Source organism: Adlercreutzia aquisgranensis (genome assembly GCF_943193145.1).
In the GTDB taxonomy this organism is placed as follows: domain Bacteria; phylum Actinomycetota; class Coriobacteriia; order Coriobacteriales; family Eggerthellaceae; genus Xiamenia; species Xiamenia aquisgranensis.
This window is the reverse complement of sequence record NZ_CALPDA010000001.1, coordinates 262,425-280,348: the sequence shown is the minus strand read 5'-3', so window position 1 is coordinate 280,348 and position 17,924 is coordinate 262,425. Positions and strand designations below refer to the sequence as shown.

The following is a 17,924-nucleotide window of genomic DNA, read 5'->3' as shown; positions in this document are numbered from 1 at the left end:
GTGGAGAATGAATAGAAAAAGGCGGGCTTTCTCTTCTCGTTTCGAGAACATCTGTCGAGCTGCGATGACTTTCGTTGAACCAGCCGGCCCACAGACCTAGCGTGAGGGAGTCGAAATGAGCGCCATTCTTGAAACCGATGAAGCGGTGGCGTGTCCAGCGGCACGAACCTTGACGGATGAATGCGCTCACATACTGAGTCACACCAAGCGGCGCAGAGGTCAACTGCGCGTTCGACACGTTCGCATCGTTGGCCCATGGGAAGCTGCGGCGCATCATGCGCTCGACGCTCCCGCGCTGCCTGAAGAGAAGCGAAGGGAGGGGGATGCGGAAGGACAGATTGGCGAACTTGAAGCGGACGAGCAGAGGCTCAGGGCGGCCGACCCGGACGGGCTGTACCTTTTCATGCTGGAGGACTACCCCTACATGATGACGCCCGACCACGTGGCCGCCTTCACCGGCACCACGAGCCAGGAGATACGCAAGCTCCTCGGTCGCGGGGAGATGCAGGGATGCCGCATCGGCACCCGCCGGCTCGTGCCGAAGCTAGGGCTGCTCAACTACCTCTACAAGGGTCGCCGCAAGAAGGAAGGCACTGCAAACGAAGAAGCTCCGCTGCGACAAACCCCATGACATCGACGAGGCCCGCAAGAAGAAGGGGGCTCCCGCGCCGCAGGCGCAAGGACTCGCGCACAACAGCCTACGAGCTGACCATCCGCGTGCCGAGCGAGTACCGCGTGTACTTCGACGGCAAGAAGAAGCTCACTCGCACGGTGTTCGCTTAAACAGGAAGGACGACCTCAAATCGCAGGTCGAAGCCTTCGAGGACGAGAAGAACGCCGTGCTTGAGCGCGGGCTCGAAGAGCGCGGCTAGGTGCGCCAGGGCGAAGGGAAGAGCGAGCCCGGGCGCTGCACGACCCCGATCGGGAGCTACGCCGGGCGCTACATCGGCATCAGGAGCAACGGCTCGGTCAGCAAGGAGACCATAGCGAACGAGCGCCGCTACCTGCAATACGTCGATGCCGCCATAGGCGCGATCCCCATCTGCGAGATGACCGCCGAGGACGTGGACGACTGCACAGCCGACACCGCGCGGGCGTGGATCGAGTTCAGCGCTACATGAGCTTCCTTCGAGCCGCCGCCTAGGCGTCGCTCGTGATGATTTGCTGAAATGACCGAGGGGTTTAAGGAGGTTAGAGTATAATATTTCCTCACTGCGGGCGTGATTCAATGGTAGAATTTCAGCTTCCCAAGCTGACCACGCGGGTTCGATTCCCGTCGCCCGCTCCATAAACAGTCACCGAACGCCGTCCTCCCGGGCGGCGTTCGTGTTTTCAGCCGACCGCACTAGATCGACGGAAGGAAAAACGCCCGCGTCCATCACCGTGAACATCTACTACCGCGGCACCAACGGAAGCGCACGGCGGTTCGCTGAGGAGATGACGACTTCGGGCACGGTGGATGCCATTCGCGCCGAGCGAGGCAACCTTCGCTACGAGTACTTCCTCCCCCTGACCGGCGGCGAGCCCGATCGCTACCTGCTCAGGTTCTTTTTCGTCCACCGCTTGAGATAAACGAACCCGATGAGGGCGGGCAGCACCGGTGCTGCCGCTTGCGCCGCGTAGATTCCGACGAAGCCAAAGCCCAGGGGAGCGGACAGGAGCCAAGCCAATCCAGCCCTCACGGCGAAGGCGTCAATGAAGGAGTTCGCAAGAGCCAGCTTCGGCGCGCCCGACGACAGGGCGAACGAGTCGAGGGCGTACATCGCCGCGTAGAAGACACCGTTCACGCTGCAGGTGATGCGAAGGTAGAGGATCGCCGCCTCGGTGAGCTCCCGGTCCGATTCGCCGAAGAGCGAGACGAGCCCCTCTGCGCCCAGCTGCACGGCGACCTGGATGCACACGGTGACGACGACGGACATGAGGCAGCCCGACCTGGCGAACGCGACCGCCCGTTTGGGCATCCCGGCCCCGATACTCTGCGACACAGCTGCGGAGATGGCCTGCCCGATGCCCCAGCAGGGAAGCCCTGCGACAGTGCTTATCTTGAGGCCGACCCCAGAGGCGGCGGCGATGGCCGGTCCGTAGGAATTGAGCCACGCGGTCACGAAAACGTAGGAGAGATTGATGACGGCCTGCTGCACGGCCATGGGAGCCCCCACGCGCAGCACGTCCCGTGCGGCCGCGACCGCCTTTCCCCGCTCCCGGGCATCGCGCATGGAGCGGAGCAGGCAGCGAGCGCAGCCATACCGACGGCGCGCAAGCCAGAGGGCGAAGACCGCTCCGGCGCCTTGGGCGACGACGGTGGCGATGGCGGCGCCGACCACGCCGAGGCTGGCACCCGCGATGAGAGCAACGTCGAGGACCACGTTTGCGACGGCGGAGAAGGCCATGATGGCGAGTGGGCCGGCGGAATCACCCTGCGCCCGCAGGAACGCGCACGCTGCGTTGAGCAGGAAGAGTCCGACGGCGCCCAGGGAGACGACCTCGAGGTACGCGGCCGTTGGGGCGAGAGAGGCATCGGGGACGCCCATGAGGGCGAATATGGGTTTCGCGAGCGCATAGCCTGCCAGCGTTGTCGCCGCAGCCCCCAGAAGGGCGACACCGAGGGATGCGGCGAAGGCACGGCGCTGGCCTTGCTCGTCGCGAGCGCCCACGCGGTCGCCCACCGCGACGGTGCAGCCCGACATGAGCCCTATGGCTATCGAGCTGATGATAAAGACGATGGCGGAGGCGTTGCTGACCGCGACGAGCCCCGACTCGCCGACGACGTTGCCAACGACGCCCATATCGACGAACTGGTAGACGTATTGAAGGATGTTCGCCGCGACGAGCGGGGCGGAGAACGCCGCCAGGCGTCTTGTGGCGCTTCCTTCCAGGAGGGACGGCGCGTGATTCGTGGGTTCTGACATGGAAAGCCTTTCGATGGGGTGAGAACAAAAAGGGAACGGACGCATGCCCGTTCCCGTGCCCATCGTTTATCTGCGTAAGCCGAAGCAACCCGTGGCGGGTTGCAGGGCCGACGATTTATCAGGCTTCGCTCCGGTCAGCGTCTCGTCTGTATGCTTCCGGAGCCGCCCCAATGCAGAGCTTCATGGCTGTTCCTGTCGATGCGATTACTCGAATGCATGGATTATCCCATCGAGCGCACGAACTGGCAAGGGGCCGGCGCGAATCGGTGCCCGCGTCACAGGAGAACGCCCGCGACTGGATGACCGACGGGCTCACAGGCGGCTATGCAGCAACCTGCTGGCCGCGCAGCTTGGTGCACGCCGCGTTACCACGGGATGACGCAGAGATGGCGTTATCCCCACCCTGCGTCACCAAGAAATGCGGGCGAAGCGACGGCGGCGGGCATCAACCCTCGTAGCGCAAGAGGGGGCAGGCAGCGCGCATTGGGCCAGTTGCGCATAGGCGAAAAACCGCCCGTCATAACTCAACTGGAACCGTTCGGCCATCCGATTTCAGAGTGACGGAGAGCTCGCCGTCTTCATAATCGACCGACAGGGCAGGCCCTTCCAACACCATTACAGCATCGGAGCCGTCTTTGGTGCAGGTGCAGACTGCATCGCCGTCCAGGCGGTTGACGAAGCAAAGGCCGTCCTCGGTGAGACAGAAGCTGCGAGCGACGATGTTTCCCACGGGAGCAACTTCCCGGGTTTGGGTGTCGTAGGCCTGAAGGCGCGAATCCTCGTCTACAAAGTAAATGGCGCGACCGTCGAAGGCTATGTTGCCGCTGGCGGGGATGGCGAGCGTCTGCGCCGACCGCGCGGCTCGGTCCACCTCGACGATCTTATCGTTCACCACGAAAAAGAAACTGCGGTCGTTCAGGAAAAAACTGCGGCAATCCGGAAGAAATGCCCAGGTATCGCCGACCGTGTAGTCGATTCCCAGCAGGGAGCGGTCGCTGTCGGCGATCTGCTCGAAAATCACGTGGCGCTCCAGCGTGTCCGCATTAAGGCGCACGATGCTGAACTGCGTGAACGTGCTGTTGTAATTACCAACCCTGTCGATGTATTGTTGGGTTCGCGAAGTAAGGTAGTAAATGCAAGAGCCGGCCACATAGGCGCCCGTCACGGACTCCCCGTCCGAAAAGGCGCCGAAAAGCGGCGATGTTTCCACGGCCATCGCTGCGGCACCTTCGCGTTCTAAGGTGTAGGTTCGGGTTTCGTCGTCGAGCGCCACGGCAAAGCCGTCTCCTGTCAAGCTTTGGGCGGCAGAGTTGTAGACCACGGTCTCGGAGGCCTCGGAAGAGCATCCGGTTACGGGCAGCAGAAGGGCGACGGCAAGCAGAAGGGCGGCCGCGGGCTTTGCCTTGCTGCCGAAGCGGGGCCTTCTCCCCAAGAGCCAGCAGTTCGTGCTGCGCCGCACCGTTCCGTACAGCGCGAGCATCGTAAGCGCCGCCGAAATTCCCGCCACCAGCGCGAATTCCCACGGGGACACTTCGGCAAACACGGCGATTGCCTCCCCTCCGTCGCCCTGAGCAAGGCGGCCGCCCTCCAAGAATCCCGTCGCCAGCAAGAACGGCAGGGGAAGGGGCAGGCGGAAGATGAATTGCTCCGGTAGTCCGATGAGGGGGATGAGGGTAGCAGCGGCGCCGATAAGAGCCGTCAGTGCGTACTTCCTCACTATAACCGAGGCGAAGAGGAGCACGGCCGCGAGCATCACCGCGCCGAAGCAACGGAGGGCGGCGGCCGCTACGAACGCCTCTGCAAGGGAGAGGCTCTTCTCGCTGGTGCCGAAAAGCGGAACGCTCTGGAGGGGATAGTCCCCGTGGGGCAGCCCGTATTTCACCGCGAAGAACGTGAGCTGGAGAAGGGAAAGCGCGACACAAAGGGCAACGGCGGAACCGACGACGATGAGCACCTTGCACCGGGCGCTTGCGCGGCCCTCGGGGGTCGTACGCAAAAGCGCGTCCATCTGGCAGGCGTATTCCGAGCAGAAAGCCGCGGCGGCCAGATACAAGACGGCCAGCAGCACCGCGAAATCCAGCGTCTGGACGGAGAGAAGCCCGGCCCAGCCGTTCGTCTCAAGGAAGTATCGGTTGGTCGGGTTCTCCGATACATAGAGGTACTGCTGGAAGGCGGCGTCGAAGCCCCGCTCGTGGGCCAGCACCTCCCCGGCCTGGGCCGCTGCACTTTCGTAATCCTCAGCCGAGGTGAGGCCGCTGTAGTAGCTTTCCTGCGCTTCGGCACGGGCGGCTTTCGCTTCCGTGATGGCCTCGCTCTCGTCTTGAAGCCAGGCCTCCTTCTGGTCGTTCAACGCCCCGTCCAGCCTTTCCAGGCACCAGGCGTAATCGGATCGGTGCTCTTGCATAGCGATGTTCTGGGGCTGTTCGGTCGCCGCCAGCAAAACCCCGCTGACCACCAGGGCCGCCAGCAGACAGGCCAGCCCCCGCTGCCCGATCATGAGCTTCTTCCATTCATAGGCGAGTACCATCATCGCAGCCTCCTTATGGGGCAGTAGGTGTTTCGCGGCGAAAGCAGATAGATGGCTGCGGCAATGGCGAGCCCCGCAACCAGGGAGATTGCGAGCGCTGCCTGCCAGGACAGGACGGGGAAGCCACCGATGTCCAGAAACTCCGTCTGGGCCAGGAGGGGGCGGCCCGCCAGCAGCGAATAGGGATCGAGCGCTTTCGCCCAGACAAAGTGGGAATAGGCCGCGCTGGCGCCGCCGATGACGAGCACGGCGGTGAGCGCGAAGTTGGCGACAAGGGGAACGAGGGCGTTTCTGCCCCGCAGCGACACCGCAAGCCAGACCATGCCCAAAGCCCAGAGCCCGCCGCTTCGCAGCGCCGCCGCCAGCACCGCGAATTGGAGGACGCTGAGGTCGATCGGCGCCTCGGCGAAGCTGGGGATGGCGTACACCGGCAAATCCAAGCCCTCTAAGGTGCCGAAGGCGGCCCCGAAGCCCGCCAGGTCAAGCAGCGAGAACCACGTGGTCACCAGCAGCAAAAATCCGCTGGCTGCCATCAGCTTCGCGAGAACAGTGCGGCTGCCGCCATTGGGATTCGTGAGCAGCAATCGGTCCATCTGCGTTTCCCGCTCCTCCACAAAGGTGCCAGCCACGCCGTAGAGTCCTAGAAGCAGCACGAGAACGAGGGAGAAGTCGTAGTTCAGGTAGTAGTTGGCCATCTCCGTGTAGGCGAAGTCGGGTACGGTGCGACCGGCGTAGATCTGGTACAGGGCGGCGCTTTCCCGCTGTTGGTACAAGGCCCCGGCCTGAGCCGCGGCCTCGGCGTTCTGGCGCGCCTTTTCCGCCACCGATGCAGCACGGTCGCCATATTCGTAGCAATACCGCATGGGGTCGATGAAGTACTTCTCCAGTAGATTCCGATCGCTGTAGAGGTTTCCCGTCAGGGAGTTGGCGTCGTCGGTGGCGGTGTTGGCGGTCATGTCCGCCGTGGCCTGGGCCAAAGGCTGCCACGTCGCCAGCAGCCGCTGCACCTTTTCGGGCGCAATGGGGCCTCGGTACTGGTCGTAGAGCTGCCAGTAGACGGTATGCCAGCTGCGCTCGCCGCCGCCGTCGGCCAGAAACGAATAGGCATCCCACTCGCTGTAGATCTTAGCCAGGTTTATAACGCTGAACAGGACGAAGAGCACGAGAACCGATCGCCGGCAGAAAAGCTTGGCGAATTCGTACCAGACTAGGCGCATGATGCGTCGCCGTCCTGGCAGAAATACAGGAACACATCTTCCAGGTTCGGTCGCGCCGGCCGAGCCCCCTCACAGGGGCACTCGTCGCTGACGATACGAAGCGAGAAGAGGGGGCCGTCCTGTTTCATGTTGCCGATGCAGCAGCGTTCGGCCAGCCGCCGGGATTGTTCCAGGTCCGCCGTTACCTCCCATACTTTGCCCGCGATGCTCTGCTCCAGCGCGCTCGGCGCTCCCTGCATGAGCAGCTTGCCGCGGCGCAGCAGCAGGATTTCCGTGGCAATGCACTCAACGTCGGGCACGATGTGGGTGGCCAGAAGGATGGTGCGTCCGGGAGCGAAACGGGAGATAAGGTTGCGGAAGCGGATGCGCTCGCCCGGGTCCAGACCGGCTGTGGGCTCGTCCAGCACCAGGACCTTCGGGTCGGATAGCATGGCCTGGGCAATGCCGAGTCTCTGGCGCATGCCCCCCGAAAGGGCGCCGATCTTCTTGTTCCGCGCGTCGGACAGATTCACGGTGTCCAGCAATTCCGCCGTGCGGCTTCGCGCCAAAGCCGGGGACAGACTCTTCAGCGCTCCCATGTAGAGGAGGAAATCCCCCACGGTGAAGTCGCGGTAGAAGACCGGGTACTGCGGCATATAGCCCAAATCGGCCAGAAATGCGCGGCCCCGCGCCCCAACGTCGCGCCCATCGGCTCTCACTGTCCCGCCGTCGGCGCGCAAGATGCCCACGAGGATGCTGATGAGCGTCGTCTTCCCGGCGCCGTTTTCGCCCAGCAGCCCGAAGACGCCTTCGCCCAGCGTGGCACTAAAGTCTTTGAGGGCGTACTTGCCCTTGTAGCATTTCGCTACGTTATCGAACTGAATCTCCATGCTAGGCTCCAAAGCTGAACGTGGCGACTACCGTGTCGATTTCCTCTATGCCGCAGCCCAGAAGCACGATGGCGGCCTGCGCATCATCTAGAAGGATCACCTGGGGAATCCGCCCCACATAGAGGGAGTCGTCCACCTCGATGGTCTCGGTGGCCAGAAGCTCGCCGGAGTCAACGGCATAGACCCGCACGGTGAGCACGTCGCCCAGTTCGGCGGTGGCGGCATATTTTCCCTGTTCGGACACGTAGATGCCGTCCCCTCCCTCGTCGCTCGCGGAAAAGGCGAGCCGATGCGCGGCGCCGCTTACCGCATCGACCCAGGGAAGACTCCCGTCGACATGGGAAATCGCGGGGGGAAAGAACAGCTGGCCGTCGGCTCGCAGCATTTCCTCCACGCCCTCCGATTCCAGCCAATCAAGCTCAAGCTCGCTGCCGTCGATGCCTATAGTTCCCCATACCGGCGCGCTGTCCTCGCTCTTTCCGCTTTCGGCGGAAAAGCCGTCGCCGAAAAAGGCCACACGGTCGTCGTCGGGGGTGAATGCGGCGCCGTTCAGCGAGGTCGCCATGCAGCTGGCGCCGCCGGCACCTTGGGCAGTGTCGAGCAGGGTGGTCAGCTGGCCGGCCGGACGGTCGTAAAGGTAGAGGGCGCTAAGGCCCGCGATGGCCAGCCGCCTTCCGTCGCTCGACGCCGCCACGCAGCCGGGATCGACCACCGGATCACCGGACAGAAGCTCTTCCAGCGCCAGAGTTTCTTCCAACTTCAACTCTCTGTCGTAGATGTACGCGACCGCCCCCGCATCGCCCATAACCGTGAGAACGATGCCGTCTTTGAACGGTGCTGCGCCGAAGTCTCGCATCGGCGCCGGAGCCGGGCAATGGGCCAGCACCGTGCCGGAGGCGGTATCGTAGAGGTACAGCTCATCAGCGCAGACGAGCAACGTGCCCGCCTGGGCATAGGAACAGCCCGTCAGCTTTCCCTGGAAAAAAGCGCTGTCGAAAGCGAAGAAACCTGACGTTTGGGAGGGGTCATCGTTCTTCATGACATCGGAAGCCGGCAGCGGGGCGGCCGGTGTCTCCGGCGCCGCTTTTTCGGAGTTGTCCGTTGGTGCCGGGGCGCTGCAGGCTCCCAGGACAAGCAGCGACAGGGCCAATGCGGCGCAAAGTGCTTTTCTCATGATCTAGGCCTCCTGGAAGAGCAGTATCGAGTTGGTTTTGAAGAAGGGCGTGCCCGCGCTGTCGGCAGGCACCGCCACGCAGTAGAACGTGCTGAGCTTCCCTAACAGGGACGGGTCGATGACGCCCTCCACCACGGCCACGCCCCCCTTGCTCAGCTCTACGGCGCTCGATGCCTCTCCGCTCATCGCCATCGGCTGGTGATCGAGGAAAAAGGAGATGTGGTAACGCGCGCCGGGAGTGCCGCACAGGGTGAAACGCACGGCTACCGGCTCGGTAACGGGAAGGTTGTCGAACACCGTGTCGCCATCGAGGGTGAGCGTGTAATAGGTTCCGTCGTCCAGCGTGTCCATGGTTATATCCGGCCATCCCGCCTGGGCCAGGTCGTTCTCCAGGTATTGGGACGTGACCTTTTCCTCGTGCACGCTGCAGGAGGAAAGAGCCTCCACCGGGTTCGGCGCTGTGGTGGCGGACGAAGGGGGGTCGGCGTTGAAGCGCATCTCCACACTGGCGGAAAGCGCATTGTGATACCACCCGTAGCTGGACGTGCTTTCCATGTCCGGCTGGAAGTCGGGGTTCGTGATGCTGACGATAGTCAGGTTCAGCGTGTCGCCGCCGTGCCCGGCCACCGGCTCGAAGAGGAAGGCAACGTCTTGATCCTCTGCCGCATCGAATGCATGGCAAAAGGAATAATCGGACGATTGGCCGTCGATACGGTAGGGCTGGGGTTTCCCGTCCAAGAACAGGAGAAACCCTACACTTTCCAGGTCTCCGCTGACAGAAAAGCGATAGTCCAGGCGAAACTCTCCGCCATCGTAGGGAAACGGCTCCCGCTCACCGCTGTCGGACAGGGGCGGATTGGCGGCCTCGTGGCTGAGCGTGGCCATAAGGCTTGCGTCGTCCTGGGCTTCCTCGAAGGGGTTCGGCGCATCGCTTTGCGCAGGTACGGGAACTTCTTCCGGAATGTCGCAACCGCTGCAGGCGGAGATAGGCAGAAGAGCCGCCCCCAGCAGCATGGCCAAAATAGGCTTCATTCGCATACAGGACCTCCTTTGCATCTTCTGCTCCAGCCTAGGGCGCAAAAGTCAAAAACCGGTCAAGCGGCGAAAAAAAAAATTCAGAGATGCTGAAGAGGCGCTGGTGAAAATCGACGGCGGCGATTTTGCGCTAGCTTTTCTCAACGCTTCCCTGGGGGCGATTGACAGCAATCAGCGCCTTTGCGCAGGCGCCCGTATCGCCGTTCGACAGCTCCAAGAATCCTCCCAGCTTCCTGCAGAATATCCGGCTCATGGCAAGCCCCAGCCCCAAATGGCCGCCGGAAGCATCCTCGGTGAAGAACAGGGCGTCCCTCTTTCGGAGCGCTGTCTCTGAGAAGCCGGGTCCGTCGTCGGTTACCGTGGCTGCTAGCAATTCCCCTTCCAGGTGGAACTCAAGGACGATCTCGCGGCGGGCGAAGCGTTGGGCGTTGCCCACGAGGTTTTCGAGAATGCGGTACAGAAGCTCGCCGTCGAAGACAGCTGTGCGCTCCGGCACGGAGATGCGGCAGGTCAGCTGCGCGGAACTGCCGCGGCACAGCACGGCTAGAGAATCGCCCAGCCCCTCCAGAAACCCCGGAAGGCTTACCTCTTTAAGGCAAACCTCCACCTCCTCGATGGCTCCCACCTCGCGCATGGCTTCGGTGTAGCGCCCCATGCGGTCGGCGGCGGATTCCAGGTTGACAAGCGCCCGGTCTAGTTCCTCATCGGTCAGGAGGCCCGCCTTGCGGCTTTCTTGCAAGTGCTCCACATAGCCTCCCATGATGGCGATAGGGTTGCGCAGATCGTGGGCCACGGACGCCTGGAGGGCTCGGCGCTCTTCCAGCATGTCCCACAGAAGGCGGTTGTTGTCGACGAGGGCCTGACGCATGCTCTCGAAGGCAATGCAGAGCTGGCCCAGCTCGTCGGCGGAAGCGCAGCGCACCCGAAAGTCGAGGTCTTGGCGGCGGACGTGGGTGGTCGCGTCGGCGAGCGCGCGGATGGGAGGCTCCAGCTTCTTCCGATAGAACCATTGCCCCGCCAGGGCGATGCCGAGGACGGTGAAGAGGAGCGGCAGGCCGACCATGGCCACCTGCGAGGCGCGGTAGGCGGCTTTCGCCTTATCCGTGAGCATCGAGAAGCTAGAGTCTATGCGCTCGATGGCGTAACTCGCCGTTTGGCCGGGATCGCCTTCCGCGCCGTCCTGGACAAGACGGCCGAGCGACTGCGCCTGTCCGCCGATCTCAACTCGGGTGGTCGCTTCCGAGACCGTGCCGTCGGCGGCAGTGATCCTCTGGGTGAGCCACGCCTCGTTGGAATCCGGCAGAATGGATTTCTGCAGCTGGCTGCAGCCGAAGATCGCGAGGCCACTGGCCAGAGCAACGGCGAGCATGGTCACCGCCACGGTGCGGGCGAACTCGCCTTTGAGCGACTTCTTCTTCATGCCTTCCACCGGTACCCCATTCCCCAGACCGTTTCAAGGGGCTCGTTGCCGCAGGCCTCCGAGAGCTTCTGGCGTATTTTGCGCACGTGCTCTTTGACGACGCCGGCATCCCCTTGGCCGTCGATACCCCATACCGCCGCGTAAATGCGCTCGCGGTCGAAAACCTGGTTGGGGTGGGACGCCAGGAGAACCAAGATGTCGAACTCCCGCTTCGAGAAGGCTATTTCCCGATCCCCGAAGAACACCTTCCGCTGGGACCGATTGATGAGGAGGCCCTGCGCGGCCACCACTTCCGATGTTTGGCGTCCCCGGGCCTCCCGGCGCAGGTGCGCTTCGATGCGCGCCGTCAGCTCTCGCAGGCTGAAGGGCTTCGTGATGTAGTCGTCCCCGCCGACTGCAAGGCCGTCAACCTTGTCCTGCTCGGCGATACGTGCCGTAAGAAACAAAATAGGGCAGCCTACATGGCTCCTGATAGTCTGGCACAGCTGCAGCCCGTCTGTCCCCGGCATGCCGATGTCCAGCAAGATAAGATCGGGCTTCAAACCCAGCTTCGCCAGGGCCTCTTCTGCGTTGTTAGCCTTGCAAACCAAATATCCGCGCTGGGTCAGGTGCGCGTCCAGCAGGTCGGTGAGCATGGGCTCGTCATCAACCACGAGAATCTTTTGGGTCATGCTGTTGCCTCCAATCCTGGGAATCATAAGACGGAAAAGTCAAAAAACTGTCAAGCCCAAGCAGTCCTCCGCGGCAAAGCCACGGGCGTCGCCCGATGGTCCATTAACGTGATTCGCCCAATGTCCACAGCGTTGGTCCCATTTTTCCTCGCGGACTTCATGCAGTCGCAAGTGAAAGGCTATCGCGCGAGCATCGAGCGGAACCTCAAGGGTCGCATCGGCAAGCTCGGCTCCGCCGGCGAGTACACGGGGGCGCTCATAGCGCACTACAGCGAAGCGATGCCTATATGGGTCTTCTTGGAGGTCGTGCCGTTCGGCACCCTGCTGGCCTTCTACCTCTTCTGCGCATCGCGGCGAGACGACTGCTCGATGAGAATGCGCTTTGGGCTCTGGCCACCATCGTCGCGTATGCGGCCTCGTTCCTCATGCTTTCCCGTGTACTGATGAGGCTTCCCATCGGGCTTACCTACGGGCTCTGGGGAGGCATCGGAACCGTGGCGACGGCCGTTATCGGCATGGTTTTGTGGGGCGATCCGTTCAACTGGCTGCTAGGAGTCGGGATGGCGCTCATCATAGCCGGCATCGCGGAGCTGGCGCGCGGCTTCGCACTCGCCGACAAGCAGGCCGCCGTAGAGCAGATCAGCCCACAGCGCGACTAGGCCCTGCGTGCACGAAGCCGTTCCGGCTTGTCTCGCGTTCGGAAGAGGCCCGGCTAAGGCACCTGGCTCCCGCCGCAAACGGCTCCGTTATGCGGGAAGCTTGCAGACGTCTACCCAGGTGCCGCCGGTGATTTCCCCGAACTCGGCGGACGTTACTCCACAACGAGCTCGCGGACGCTAACGTCTTTGATTCTCCTTGACATTCCGAAGGCCGAAAGGGCGAAGGCGAGGGCGAAGGCCGCGCTGATGGCGAGCGCCTCCCAAACAGGCAGCGCGAGGCTGAACGCGCCGACGCCGAACAGGCCGAACAGCGAGCTGATCAGAGCGCCCCCAGCTGCCATCGTAAGAGCCGACCCCGCCAGGGCACCTACCGCCGACACGCCGAGAAAGCGCAGCGCGAACGAGGCGCGCAATGAGGCCACCGTGAATCCCATAGCGCGATAGACGCCCATATCTCGGCGCTCGGAGAGGAGCGTTCGCCTGCTGACCAGCATCACGGCAACGCAGGCAAGAACCAGCGCGAAGGCGGACATGACATAGCCCATAATCGTCATCATGTCCCTGACGAGCGGGAGCAAGTTCGAGGCCGATTCGAACAGCCCGGTCAATTCGGTGTCAACGCTATCCCCGAATCGGCTTGCAAGCGCCTCTACCACCTCGTCGATCTTGTCGGGATCGGCCAGCTGATATTGGCGCGAAATGCCAGAGGCTTCCGATTCCGGCTTCAGCTCCACCAGCTCCTGAAGCCCCTCATAGGTGAGAACGACGCTGTTGCCGCCATTGAACACCGACGAGAGCAGCCCGCTCACGATATAGGTTCGCTCCTCGCCGTTGCCCTTCTCCACCTGCAGCTCATCGCCCACCGAGAGCCCCTTGGCGCGGGCAAGGCTCAATCCCACAAGCGCCTCATTGGCGTGCTTTGGCGCGCGTCCCGAGACGATGGACGCCTCTTCCACAACATCCGTATCGGAAACCCCGGCGAAAGTGCACGCCTCGCCGTTTAGGTTGAGCACCGCTACGCTCTCTTCCCACTCGCGCGTGATAGGAGAGACGCTCTCTATGGTCTCGCGAACCTCGTCAAGGCTCACCTCCTGCCCGTCGAAGCGAACCGAGCCGTCGCTCTTCCACACGCCGAAGGCCTTGTACACCGCGTCATTGCCGGCAACTGCGCCGCCGATCCCAAAGCTCAGCGTGACGAAGGCGCACAGCAGCAGCGAGCAGATGCCGATGCTCGCATAGCGCCCCTTCTCAGATACGATTGCGCGCCATGCCAGCGATGCCCTCAAGCAGCTGCCCGATATCGCGCTCGCCCCGCGTGGCGAGAAGCGGATGTCGCCATCGCCTTGCCGGAGTGCCGCCAAAGGCGTGATGCGCCCTATCTTGCGGGTCATTACGGCAACGCATACCACGAGGGCCGCCAACAGGGCGGCGCAGCAGCAAAGGCCCATCCAAGGAAAGGACGCCTCAACTACGAGGATTCCCGTGATGAGCAAGAACACCGGCCAGAAGAGCGGCTCCAGAAGGCAGCCCGCGACGAAGCCGAGGACGAGGCCAATGAGTGCGGCGAACGCATACTGCATGACGAGGGCCCTACGGAGCGCATTGTGCGGAAGCCCCACCCCTTTCAGAACGCCCCAGTCGGCATAGCCGCTCTGTATGCTCGAGGACGCCGTGTGCAGGCACAGGATGAGGGCTACCACGAACAGGATAAGCGAGAACACGGCGAGCACCGCGGTGATGACCTGCACCACCAGAAGGCTGTAGCCGGCGAGGGTCTGCCGGGAGAAGAGCGTGTGCGGGGATTCGCCCCACGAAGTCTTGTCGTCGATCAGCTGCGTCAGGTCATGCCCATCGATGCCCTGGGAGCGCGCCTCGGGCGTCAGCATCACGTTGATCTCCCTGATGGGGTACGCCGCCTTCTCCGCGGACGTGGCACCGCTGGCAACTCCCACGTCGGATGCGGCCGTCTCCTCAATTTCCGCCAACAGCTCATCGAAGGTGCCGGAGGACAGCAGGTAGCGCTTCATCTCCATGAAGGGCGTCCCCAGCTGCGGATCTTCATAGAATCCCGCGACGCGCAGAGAGGTCTCCCGCCCGCCGATGTCAAGTACGATGAAATCGCCTACCTGCACATTGCGCAGGGTGCGCTCCGCAACGCGAACGTAGGCCTCGCCATCCGCCGGCCCCTTTCGATCGCGGTGATACGACGAGAGGTCGTCGGTGATAATATTGAATTCAAGGGATGAGCCCCAAGCTTCGTAGACGTTCACCAATGGCGGCGAGCTTTTAACAATCTCGTTTCCTTGAGCGTCCTCGACACGGGTCGGAGCCGTGAAGGCTTCCGTCACCTTCACCTCCTTCACTTCGGGAAGCGCTTCTATCTCTTGAACGTCCTCGTCGGTGAGGTTCGAGACCAGGTCATTGGCGAAAACATCCCCCGCCGCAACCTGGTCGAGCAAGGCCTCCTCGCGCGCGGAAAGATCAACGAAAAGGCTGGTGATCAGCGTCAGCGCAAGAGAGGCGAGAAACAAAAGCAGTGCGAGGCCGACGAACGTCCCTTTGTCCTTGCGCAACCCTGCGAGCACAAGCGTGCGCAACGGTTCCATGGCACACCCCCTACCAGGAAAGCGACGCAAGCCAGGCGCTTGCCATGGCCTCGCGCTCGCGAACGTAGGCTTCGTCGCCGGAGAGCGCCGGATCCCAAGGCGCCAGCTCCAGCTCACCGCGGATGCCGCCGTCCTCGAAGTAGAGCACGCGGTTGCCGCGGACGGCGCTGCGCACATCGTGGGTCACCATGAGGATGCTGATGCCGTCGCGGTTGAGCTCGCCCAGAAGGTCGAGCACCTCCAGGCTGTTCGCTCGGTTGAGGGCGCCGGTGGGCTCGTCAGCGAACACGATGGCCGGCTCGTTCACCACCGCGCGGGCCACAGCGCAGCGCTGCTTCTGGCCGCCGGACGCCTGGCTGGGAAGGTGCGAGGCGACCTCGGAAAGCCCCATGCGCGCGATCAGCTCGTCGGTGGCGCGCCTCGTCGCAGAGGCGCTGCGCCCCCGCTTCAGATAGCCGGGCACGGCGATGTTCTCGTACAGGGTGAGGTTGCTCACGAGGTTCGCCGCTTGAAAGACGAACCCGAAACGCTGCGCCCTCAGCTCGGAGAGCCGGCCCTGCCCAAGGCGGGCGATGTCCTCCCCTTCGAAGATGACCTCGCCTGAAGTGGGGGCATCCATGCCCGAGAGGCAGTAGAGCAGCGTGGACTTTCCCGAGCCCGAAGGGCCCATAATCGAGGTGAAATCCCCTTTGTAGAGCTCAAGGCCGACGCTTCCCAAAACGTGGGCCTGCACGCCGTCTGCTACGTAGGTCTTCGACAGTTTTCGCGTCGAGAGTATGGTTTCGCGCATGGTTGGTCCTTTCCCTTGTGCGCCGTCGGCCCCATCATAGAGAGCCGGCCATTAAGGAATCATTAAGGCGCACAGCGCTTGCGGCTCAGGGCAAAAGGGGAAGCTCTATGGTGGCCTTGAGCCCCGGGTGGGTATTGACCAGGTGCAGGCGGCCGCCCATGCGTTCTGCCAGATAGGACGAGATGTAGAGCCCCAGCCCCGAACCCGGCTTGTCCGACGCGTTCGCGCCCCGATAGAAGCGCTCGGTGGCAAACGGCAGGTCCTCAGGCGGCATGCCCGGCCCGTAATCGCGCACCGCTATCGTGTACAGCCCGTTCTCGGCCGTGGCCTGGATATCGATGGCCGAACCGCGTGCGTACTTGATGGCGTTGCCGATGAGGTTGTCGATGGCCTGAGCGAGCCGCGCCTCGTCGGCATCCACGCGGGCATCGTCCACGCGCAGGCAGGAAATCTGGGCCAGGCCAGATGAGTCGCTGGCGCAGCGCCTCACGATGGGGGCCGCCTGCACGGGCTCGCAGGCCACCGCGATGCGATCCATGTCCGAGAGCGCATGCTGGAACAGGTCCTCCACCAGAGATGAGGCCTCGTCGCATTTTCGGATGATGGCGCGCTCGTATTCCGCTCGCTCCTCCTCCGAGTTCACCAGCCCCATGTCCAGGGCCTCCGCATAGGCCCTAAGGGACGCGAGCGGGGTGCGCAGGTCGTGGGAGAGCGAGGCGAGCGCGGCCTTGTGGTCTTCCCTCGCGCGTTCCTCGTCCTTCCGAGCGCGGTCGAGTTCCTTGCGAAGGTGATCGAACGCCCAGGTGAACTTGCCGAAGGGGTTGGACCGCTCATAGGCAAGCGGCGCATCCAGGTTGCCGGATGCCACTTCCTCGGCGAAGCCCTCCAGCCGCGTGAAAGGTCGCGCCACCGCGCGGTGCAGGTAGATGGCCAAAAACGCGAGGGCTGCAACGGAGACGAGCGCGGTGAGCGCCACGGCGCCGGCCGCCGCGTCGTTGCGAGATTCGGCGGCATCCCGCAGCGCATCTTGGGCGCTTGCGAGCGCTTGGTCGGCCACCTGCAGGGAACCGTCGCGGCCGTCGGGCGCAGTTTCCGCGATTTCCTGCCGGACGTCGTTGAGTTCGACCACTTGGCTTCGCAGCGCATCCTCGCCGCCGTTGGCGACAACCGCGATGCCCAAAGCAGCCGCAACAACGACGGCAAGCGCAGAGGCCAGGGCCGCGCCGGCAAGCCGCTTCGTCAGGCGTTCTCCCTGCTTCGCCATCAGCGATCGCCCTCGGGAAGATCGAAGCGATAGCCCTCGCCGCGAACGGTCTTGAAGTAAACGGGGTGAGCCGGGTCGTCCTCAAGTTTGGCGCGAAGCCAGCTCATGTGGACGGAGACCGTCTGCGGCTCCACCTCGGCAAAGGCGCCCCAAACCCTTGCCAGAAGGGCGTCGCGGCTGAGGCTTTGGCCGGCGCTGCCCATGAGGGCCGACGCGAGCTGGAATTCCCGGGGCGACAGGGCGATCAGCCGACCGTCTTTGCGAATGGTCTTGGCCCTGCCATCAAGCTGAAACGGACCGGCGGAGAGCACGGCCTCATCGGCGCCGGTCTTCCGCTCGGGCCGCATCATGAGCGCCTTCGCCTGGGCGAGCATTTCCCGCAGGCTGAACGGCTTGGAGAGGTAGGCGTCGCCCCCTTCCTCCAGGGCGAGGATGCGCGCGTCGGGCTCGATGCGCGCCGAGGCGAACACCACGGGCACCCCGCTGCGCTCGCGCAGGTTGCGGCAGAGGGCGTAGCCGTCGTCGCCCGGAAGGTTCACGTCCACCATCAGGCAGTCGAAGACGGCGCTGGTCAGAAGGTCGTACGCCTCCTCGGCGCTTCCGGCGATAACGGCCGCGATGCCGTCCGCCTCGAACGCGCGGCCCATGAGCTGCGCCAGCTCGCGCTCGTCCTCGACGATCAGCACCCTTTTCATGATGCCACCCGCGCACCTTCGCAGGGGAAGCTGGCAAAAAGGCCGACGGCAAGGCCGGTTGCGGTCCCGAGATTTCCCCCGCTGTTGG

At 63.5% G+C, this 17,924-nt stretch carries 17 protein-coding genes and 1 tRNA gene; 6 read left to right on the top strand and 12 right to left on the bottom strand.

Features of this window, described 5'->3' with window-relative positions; all coding sequences use genetic code 11:
- Window positions 1–115: 115 nt before the first annotated feature.
- From NFR41_RS01075 to NFR41_RS01055, 5 genes are all read left to right on the top strand, one after another.
- Window positions 116–631, top strand: coding sequence for a hypothetical protein (locus NFR41_RS01075; protein ID WP_251230343.1), 516 nt, complete (start codon window positions 116–118; stop codon window positions 629–631).
- Window positions 628–783: a hypothetical protein gene (locus tag NFR41_RS01070; RefSeq protein ID WP_251230342.1), complete on the top strand. Its 156-nt coding sequence runs from the start codon at window positions 628–630 to the stop codon at window positions 781–783. Before NFR41_RS01075 ends, NFR41_RS01070 begins: the two co-directional genes overlap by 4 nt.
- Window positions 784–872: 89 nt before the next feature.
- Window positions 873–1,121, top strand: a complete 249-nt coding sequence (locus NFR41_RS01065; protein ID WP_251230341.1) for a hypothetical protein — start codon at window positions 873–875, stop codon at window positions 1,119–1,121.
- A gap of 93 nt (window positions 1,122–1,214) precedes the next feature.
- Window positions 1,215–1,288 (top strand) — tRNA-Gly (locus NFR41_RS01060).
- A gap of 38 nt (window positions 1,289–1,326) precedes the next feature.
- Window positions 1,327–1,572: an antibiotic biosynthesis monooxygenase family protein gene (locus tag NFR41_RS01055; RefSeq protein WP_251230340.1), complete on the top strand. Its 246-nt coding sequence runs from the start codon at window positions 1,327–1,329 to the stop codon at window positions 1,570–1,572.
- Here the strand turns inward: NFR41_RS01055 and NFR41_RS01050 are convergent.
- The 8 genes from NFR41_RS01050 to NFR41_RS01015 form a co-directional block, all read right to left on the bottom strand.
- Window positions 1,533–2,909: an MATE family efflux transporter gene (locus tag NFR41_RS01050; protein WP_251230339.1), complete on the bottom strand. Its 1,377-nt coding sequence runs from the start codon at window positions 2,907–2,909 to the stop codon at window positions 1,533–1,535. The two genes, NFR41_RS01055 and NFR41_RS01050, sit on opposite strands and share 40 nt — an antisense overlap.
- A 517-nt stretch (window positions 2,910–3,426) precedes the next feature.
- Window positions 3,427–5,439 carry a hypothetical protein gene (locus NFR41_RS01045; RefSeq protein WP_251230338.1) on the bottom strand — a complete coding sequence of 671 codons (2,013 nt, stop codon included), beginning with the start codon at window positions 5,437–5,439 and terminating at the stop codon, window positions 3,427–3,429.
- Window positions 5,436–6,653, bottom strand: a complete 1,218-nt coding sequence (locus NFR41_RS01040; RefSeq protein ID WP_251230337.1) for a hypothetical protein — start codon at window positions 6,651–6,653, stop codon at window positions 5,436–5,438. Before NFR41_RS01040 ends, NFR41_RS01045 begins: the two co-directional genes overlap by 4 nt.
- A complete protein-coding gene (locus NFR41_RS01035) occupies window positions 6,644–7,522 on the bottom strand; it encodes an ATP-binding cassette domain-containing protein (RefSeq protein ID WP_251230336.1) in 879 nt (292 codons plus the stop codon). The genes NFR41_RS01040 and NFR41_RS01035 overlap by 10 nt, the downstream gene beginning before the upstream one ends.
- A 1-nt stretch (window position 7,523) precedes the next feature.
- Entirely contained in the window at window positions 7,524–8,696 is a 1,173-nt protein-coding gene (locus NFR41_RS01030) for a WD40 repeat domain-containing protein (RefSeq protein ID WP_251230335.1), read from the bottom strand.
- Window positions 8,697–8,699: 3 nt separating this feature from the next.
- On the bottom strand, window positions 8,700–9,734 hold the full coding sequence (locus tag NFR41_RS01025) for a hypothetical protein (protein ID WP_251230334.1): 1,035 nt from the start codon (window positions 9,732–9,734) through the stop codon (window positions 8,700–8,702).
- 127 nt (window positions 9,735–9,861) lie between these two features.
- Complete coding sequence (locus NFR41_RS01020; RefSeq protein ID WP_251230333.1) at window positions 9,862–11,151, bottom strand: HAMP domain-containing sensor histidine kinase; 1,290 nt, start codon at window positions 11,149–11,151, stop codon at window positions 9,862–9,864.
- Window positions 11,148–11,822, bottom strand: a complete 675-nt coding sequence (locus NFR41_RS01015; RefSeq protein ID WP_251230332.1) for a response regulator transcription factor — start codon at window positions 11,820–11,822, stop codon at window positions 11,148–11,150. The genes NFR41_RS01020 and NFR41_RS01015 overlap by 4 nt, the downstream gene beginning before the upstream one ends.
- Before the next feature lie 287 nt (window positions 11,823–12,109).
- Between NFR41_RS01015 and NFR41_RS01010 the strand changes: the two genes are divergently transcribed.
- Window positions 12,110–12,481 (top strand): DMT family transporter, encoded by a 372-nt coding sequence (locus NFR41_RS01010; protein WP_251230331.1) that lies wholly within the window; start codon window positions 12,110–12,112, stop codon window positions 12,479–12,481.
- Window positions 12,482–12,633: 152 nt separating this feature from the next.
- On the opposite strand, the gene NFR41_RS01005 is transcribed toward NFR41_RS01010, so the two are convergent.
- The 4 genes from NFR41_RS01005 to NFR41_RS00990 form a co-directional block, all read right to left on the bottom strand.
- On the bottom strand, window positions 12,634–15,087 hold the full coding sequence (locus NFR41_RS01005; protein WP_251230330.1) for an ABC transporter permease: 2,454 nt from the start codon (window positions 15,085–15,087) through the stop codon (window positions 12,634–12,636).
- Between the two features lie 10 nt (window positions 15,088–15,097).
- Window positions 15,098–15,877, bottom strand: coding sequence for an ABC transporter ATP-binding protein (locus tag NFR41_RS01000; RefSeq protein ID WP_251230329.1), 780 nt, complete (start codon window positions 15,875–15,877; stop codon window positions 15,098–15,100).
- A gap of 85 nt (window positions 15,878–15,962) precedes the next feature.
- Window positions 15,963–17,141 carry a HAMP domain-containing sensor histidine kinase gene (locus tag NFR41_RS00995; RefSeq protein WP_251230328.1) on the bottom strand — a complete coding sequence of 393 codons (1,179 nt, stop codon included), beginning with the start codon at window positions 17,139–17,141 and terminating at the stop codon, window positions 15,963–15,965.
- The gene (locus NFR41_RS00990; RefSeq protein WP_251230327.1) at window positions 17,141–17,836 is read right to left on the bottom strand and encodes a response regulator transcription factor; all 696 of its coding nucleotides are present in this window, start codon (window positions 17,834–17,836) and stop codon (window positions 17,141–17,143) included. Before NFR41_RS00990 ends, NFR41_RS00995 begins: the two co-directional genes overlap by 1 nt.
- Between the last annotated feature and the right edge of the window lie 88 nt (window positions 17,837–17,924).

Excerpts from the sequence above, each read along its gene's own strand:
- NFR41_RS01005 (WP_251230330.1), bottom strand. The coding sequence starts at position 15,087 with ATGGAACCGTTGCGCACGCTTGTGCTCGCAGGGTTGCGCAAGGACAAA.
- NFR41_RS00990 (WP_251230327.1), bottom strand. The coding sequence starts at position 17,836 with ATGAAAAGGGTGCTGATCGTCGAGGACGAGCGCGAGCTGGCGCAGCTC.
- NFR41_RS01030 (WP_251230335.1), bottom strand. The coding sequence starts at position 8,696 with ATGAGAAAAGCACTTTGCGCCGCATTGGCCCTGTCGCTGCTTGTCCTG.
- NFR41_RS01025 (WP_251230334.1), bottom strand. The coding sequence starts at position 9,734 with ATGCGAATGAAGCCTATTTTGGCCATGCTGCTGGGGGCGGCTCTTCTG.
- NFR41_RS01045 (WP_251230338.1), bottom strand. The coding sequence starts at position 5,439 with ATGATGGTACTCGCCTATGAATGGAAGAAGCTCATGATCGGGCAGCGG.
- NFR41_RS01015 (WP_251230332.1), bottom strand. The coding sequence starts at position 11,822 with ATGACCCAAAAGATTCTCGTGGTTGATGACGAGCCCATGCTCACCGAC.
- NFR41_RS01020 (WP_251230333.1), bottom strand. The coding sequence starts at position 11,151 with ATGAAGAAGAAGTCGCTCAAAGGCGAGTTCGCCCGCACCGTGGCGGTG.
- NFR41_RS01010 (WP_251230331.1), top strand. The coding sequence starts at position 12,110 with ATGGGTCTTCTTGGAGGTCGTGCCGTTCGGCACCCTGCTGGCCTTCTA.
- NFR41_RS01050 (WP_251230339.1), bottom strand. The coding sequence starts at position 2,909 with ATGTCAGAACCCACGAATCACGCGCCGTCCCTCCTGGAAGGAAGCGCC.
- NFR41_RS01075 (WP_251230343.1), top strand. The coding sequence starts at position 116 with ATGAGCGCCATTCTTGAAACCGATGAAGCGGTGGCGTGTCCAGCGGCA.
- NFR41_RS01040 (WP_251230337.1), bottom strand. The coding sequence starts at position 6,653 with ATGCGCCTAGTCTGGTACGAATTCGCCAAGCTTTTCTGCCGGCGATCG.
- NFR41_RS01070 (WP_251230342.1), top strand. The coding sequence starts at position 628 with ATGACATCGACGAGGCCCGCAAGAAGAAGGGGGCTCCCGCGCCGCAGG.
- NFR41_RS00995 (WP_251230328.1), bottom strand. The coding sequence starts at position 17,141 with ATGGCGAAGCAGGGAGAACGCCTGACGAAGCGGCTTGCCGGCGCGGCC.
- NFR41_RS01000 (WP_251230329.1), bottom strand. The coding sequence starts at position 15,877 with ATGCGCGAAACCATACTCTCGACGCGAAAACTGTCGAAGACCTACGTA.
- NFR41_RS01035 (WP_251230336.1), bottom strand. The coding sequence starts at position 7,522 with ATGGAGATTCAGTTCGATAACGTAGCGAAATGCTACAAGGGCAAGTAC.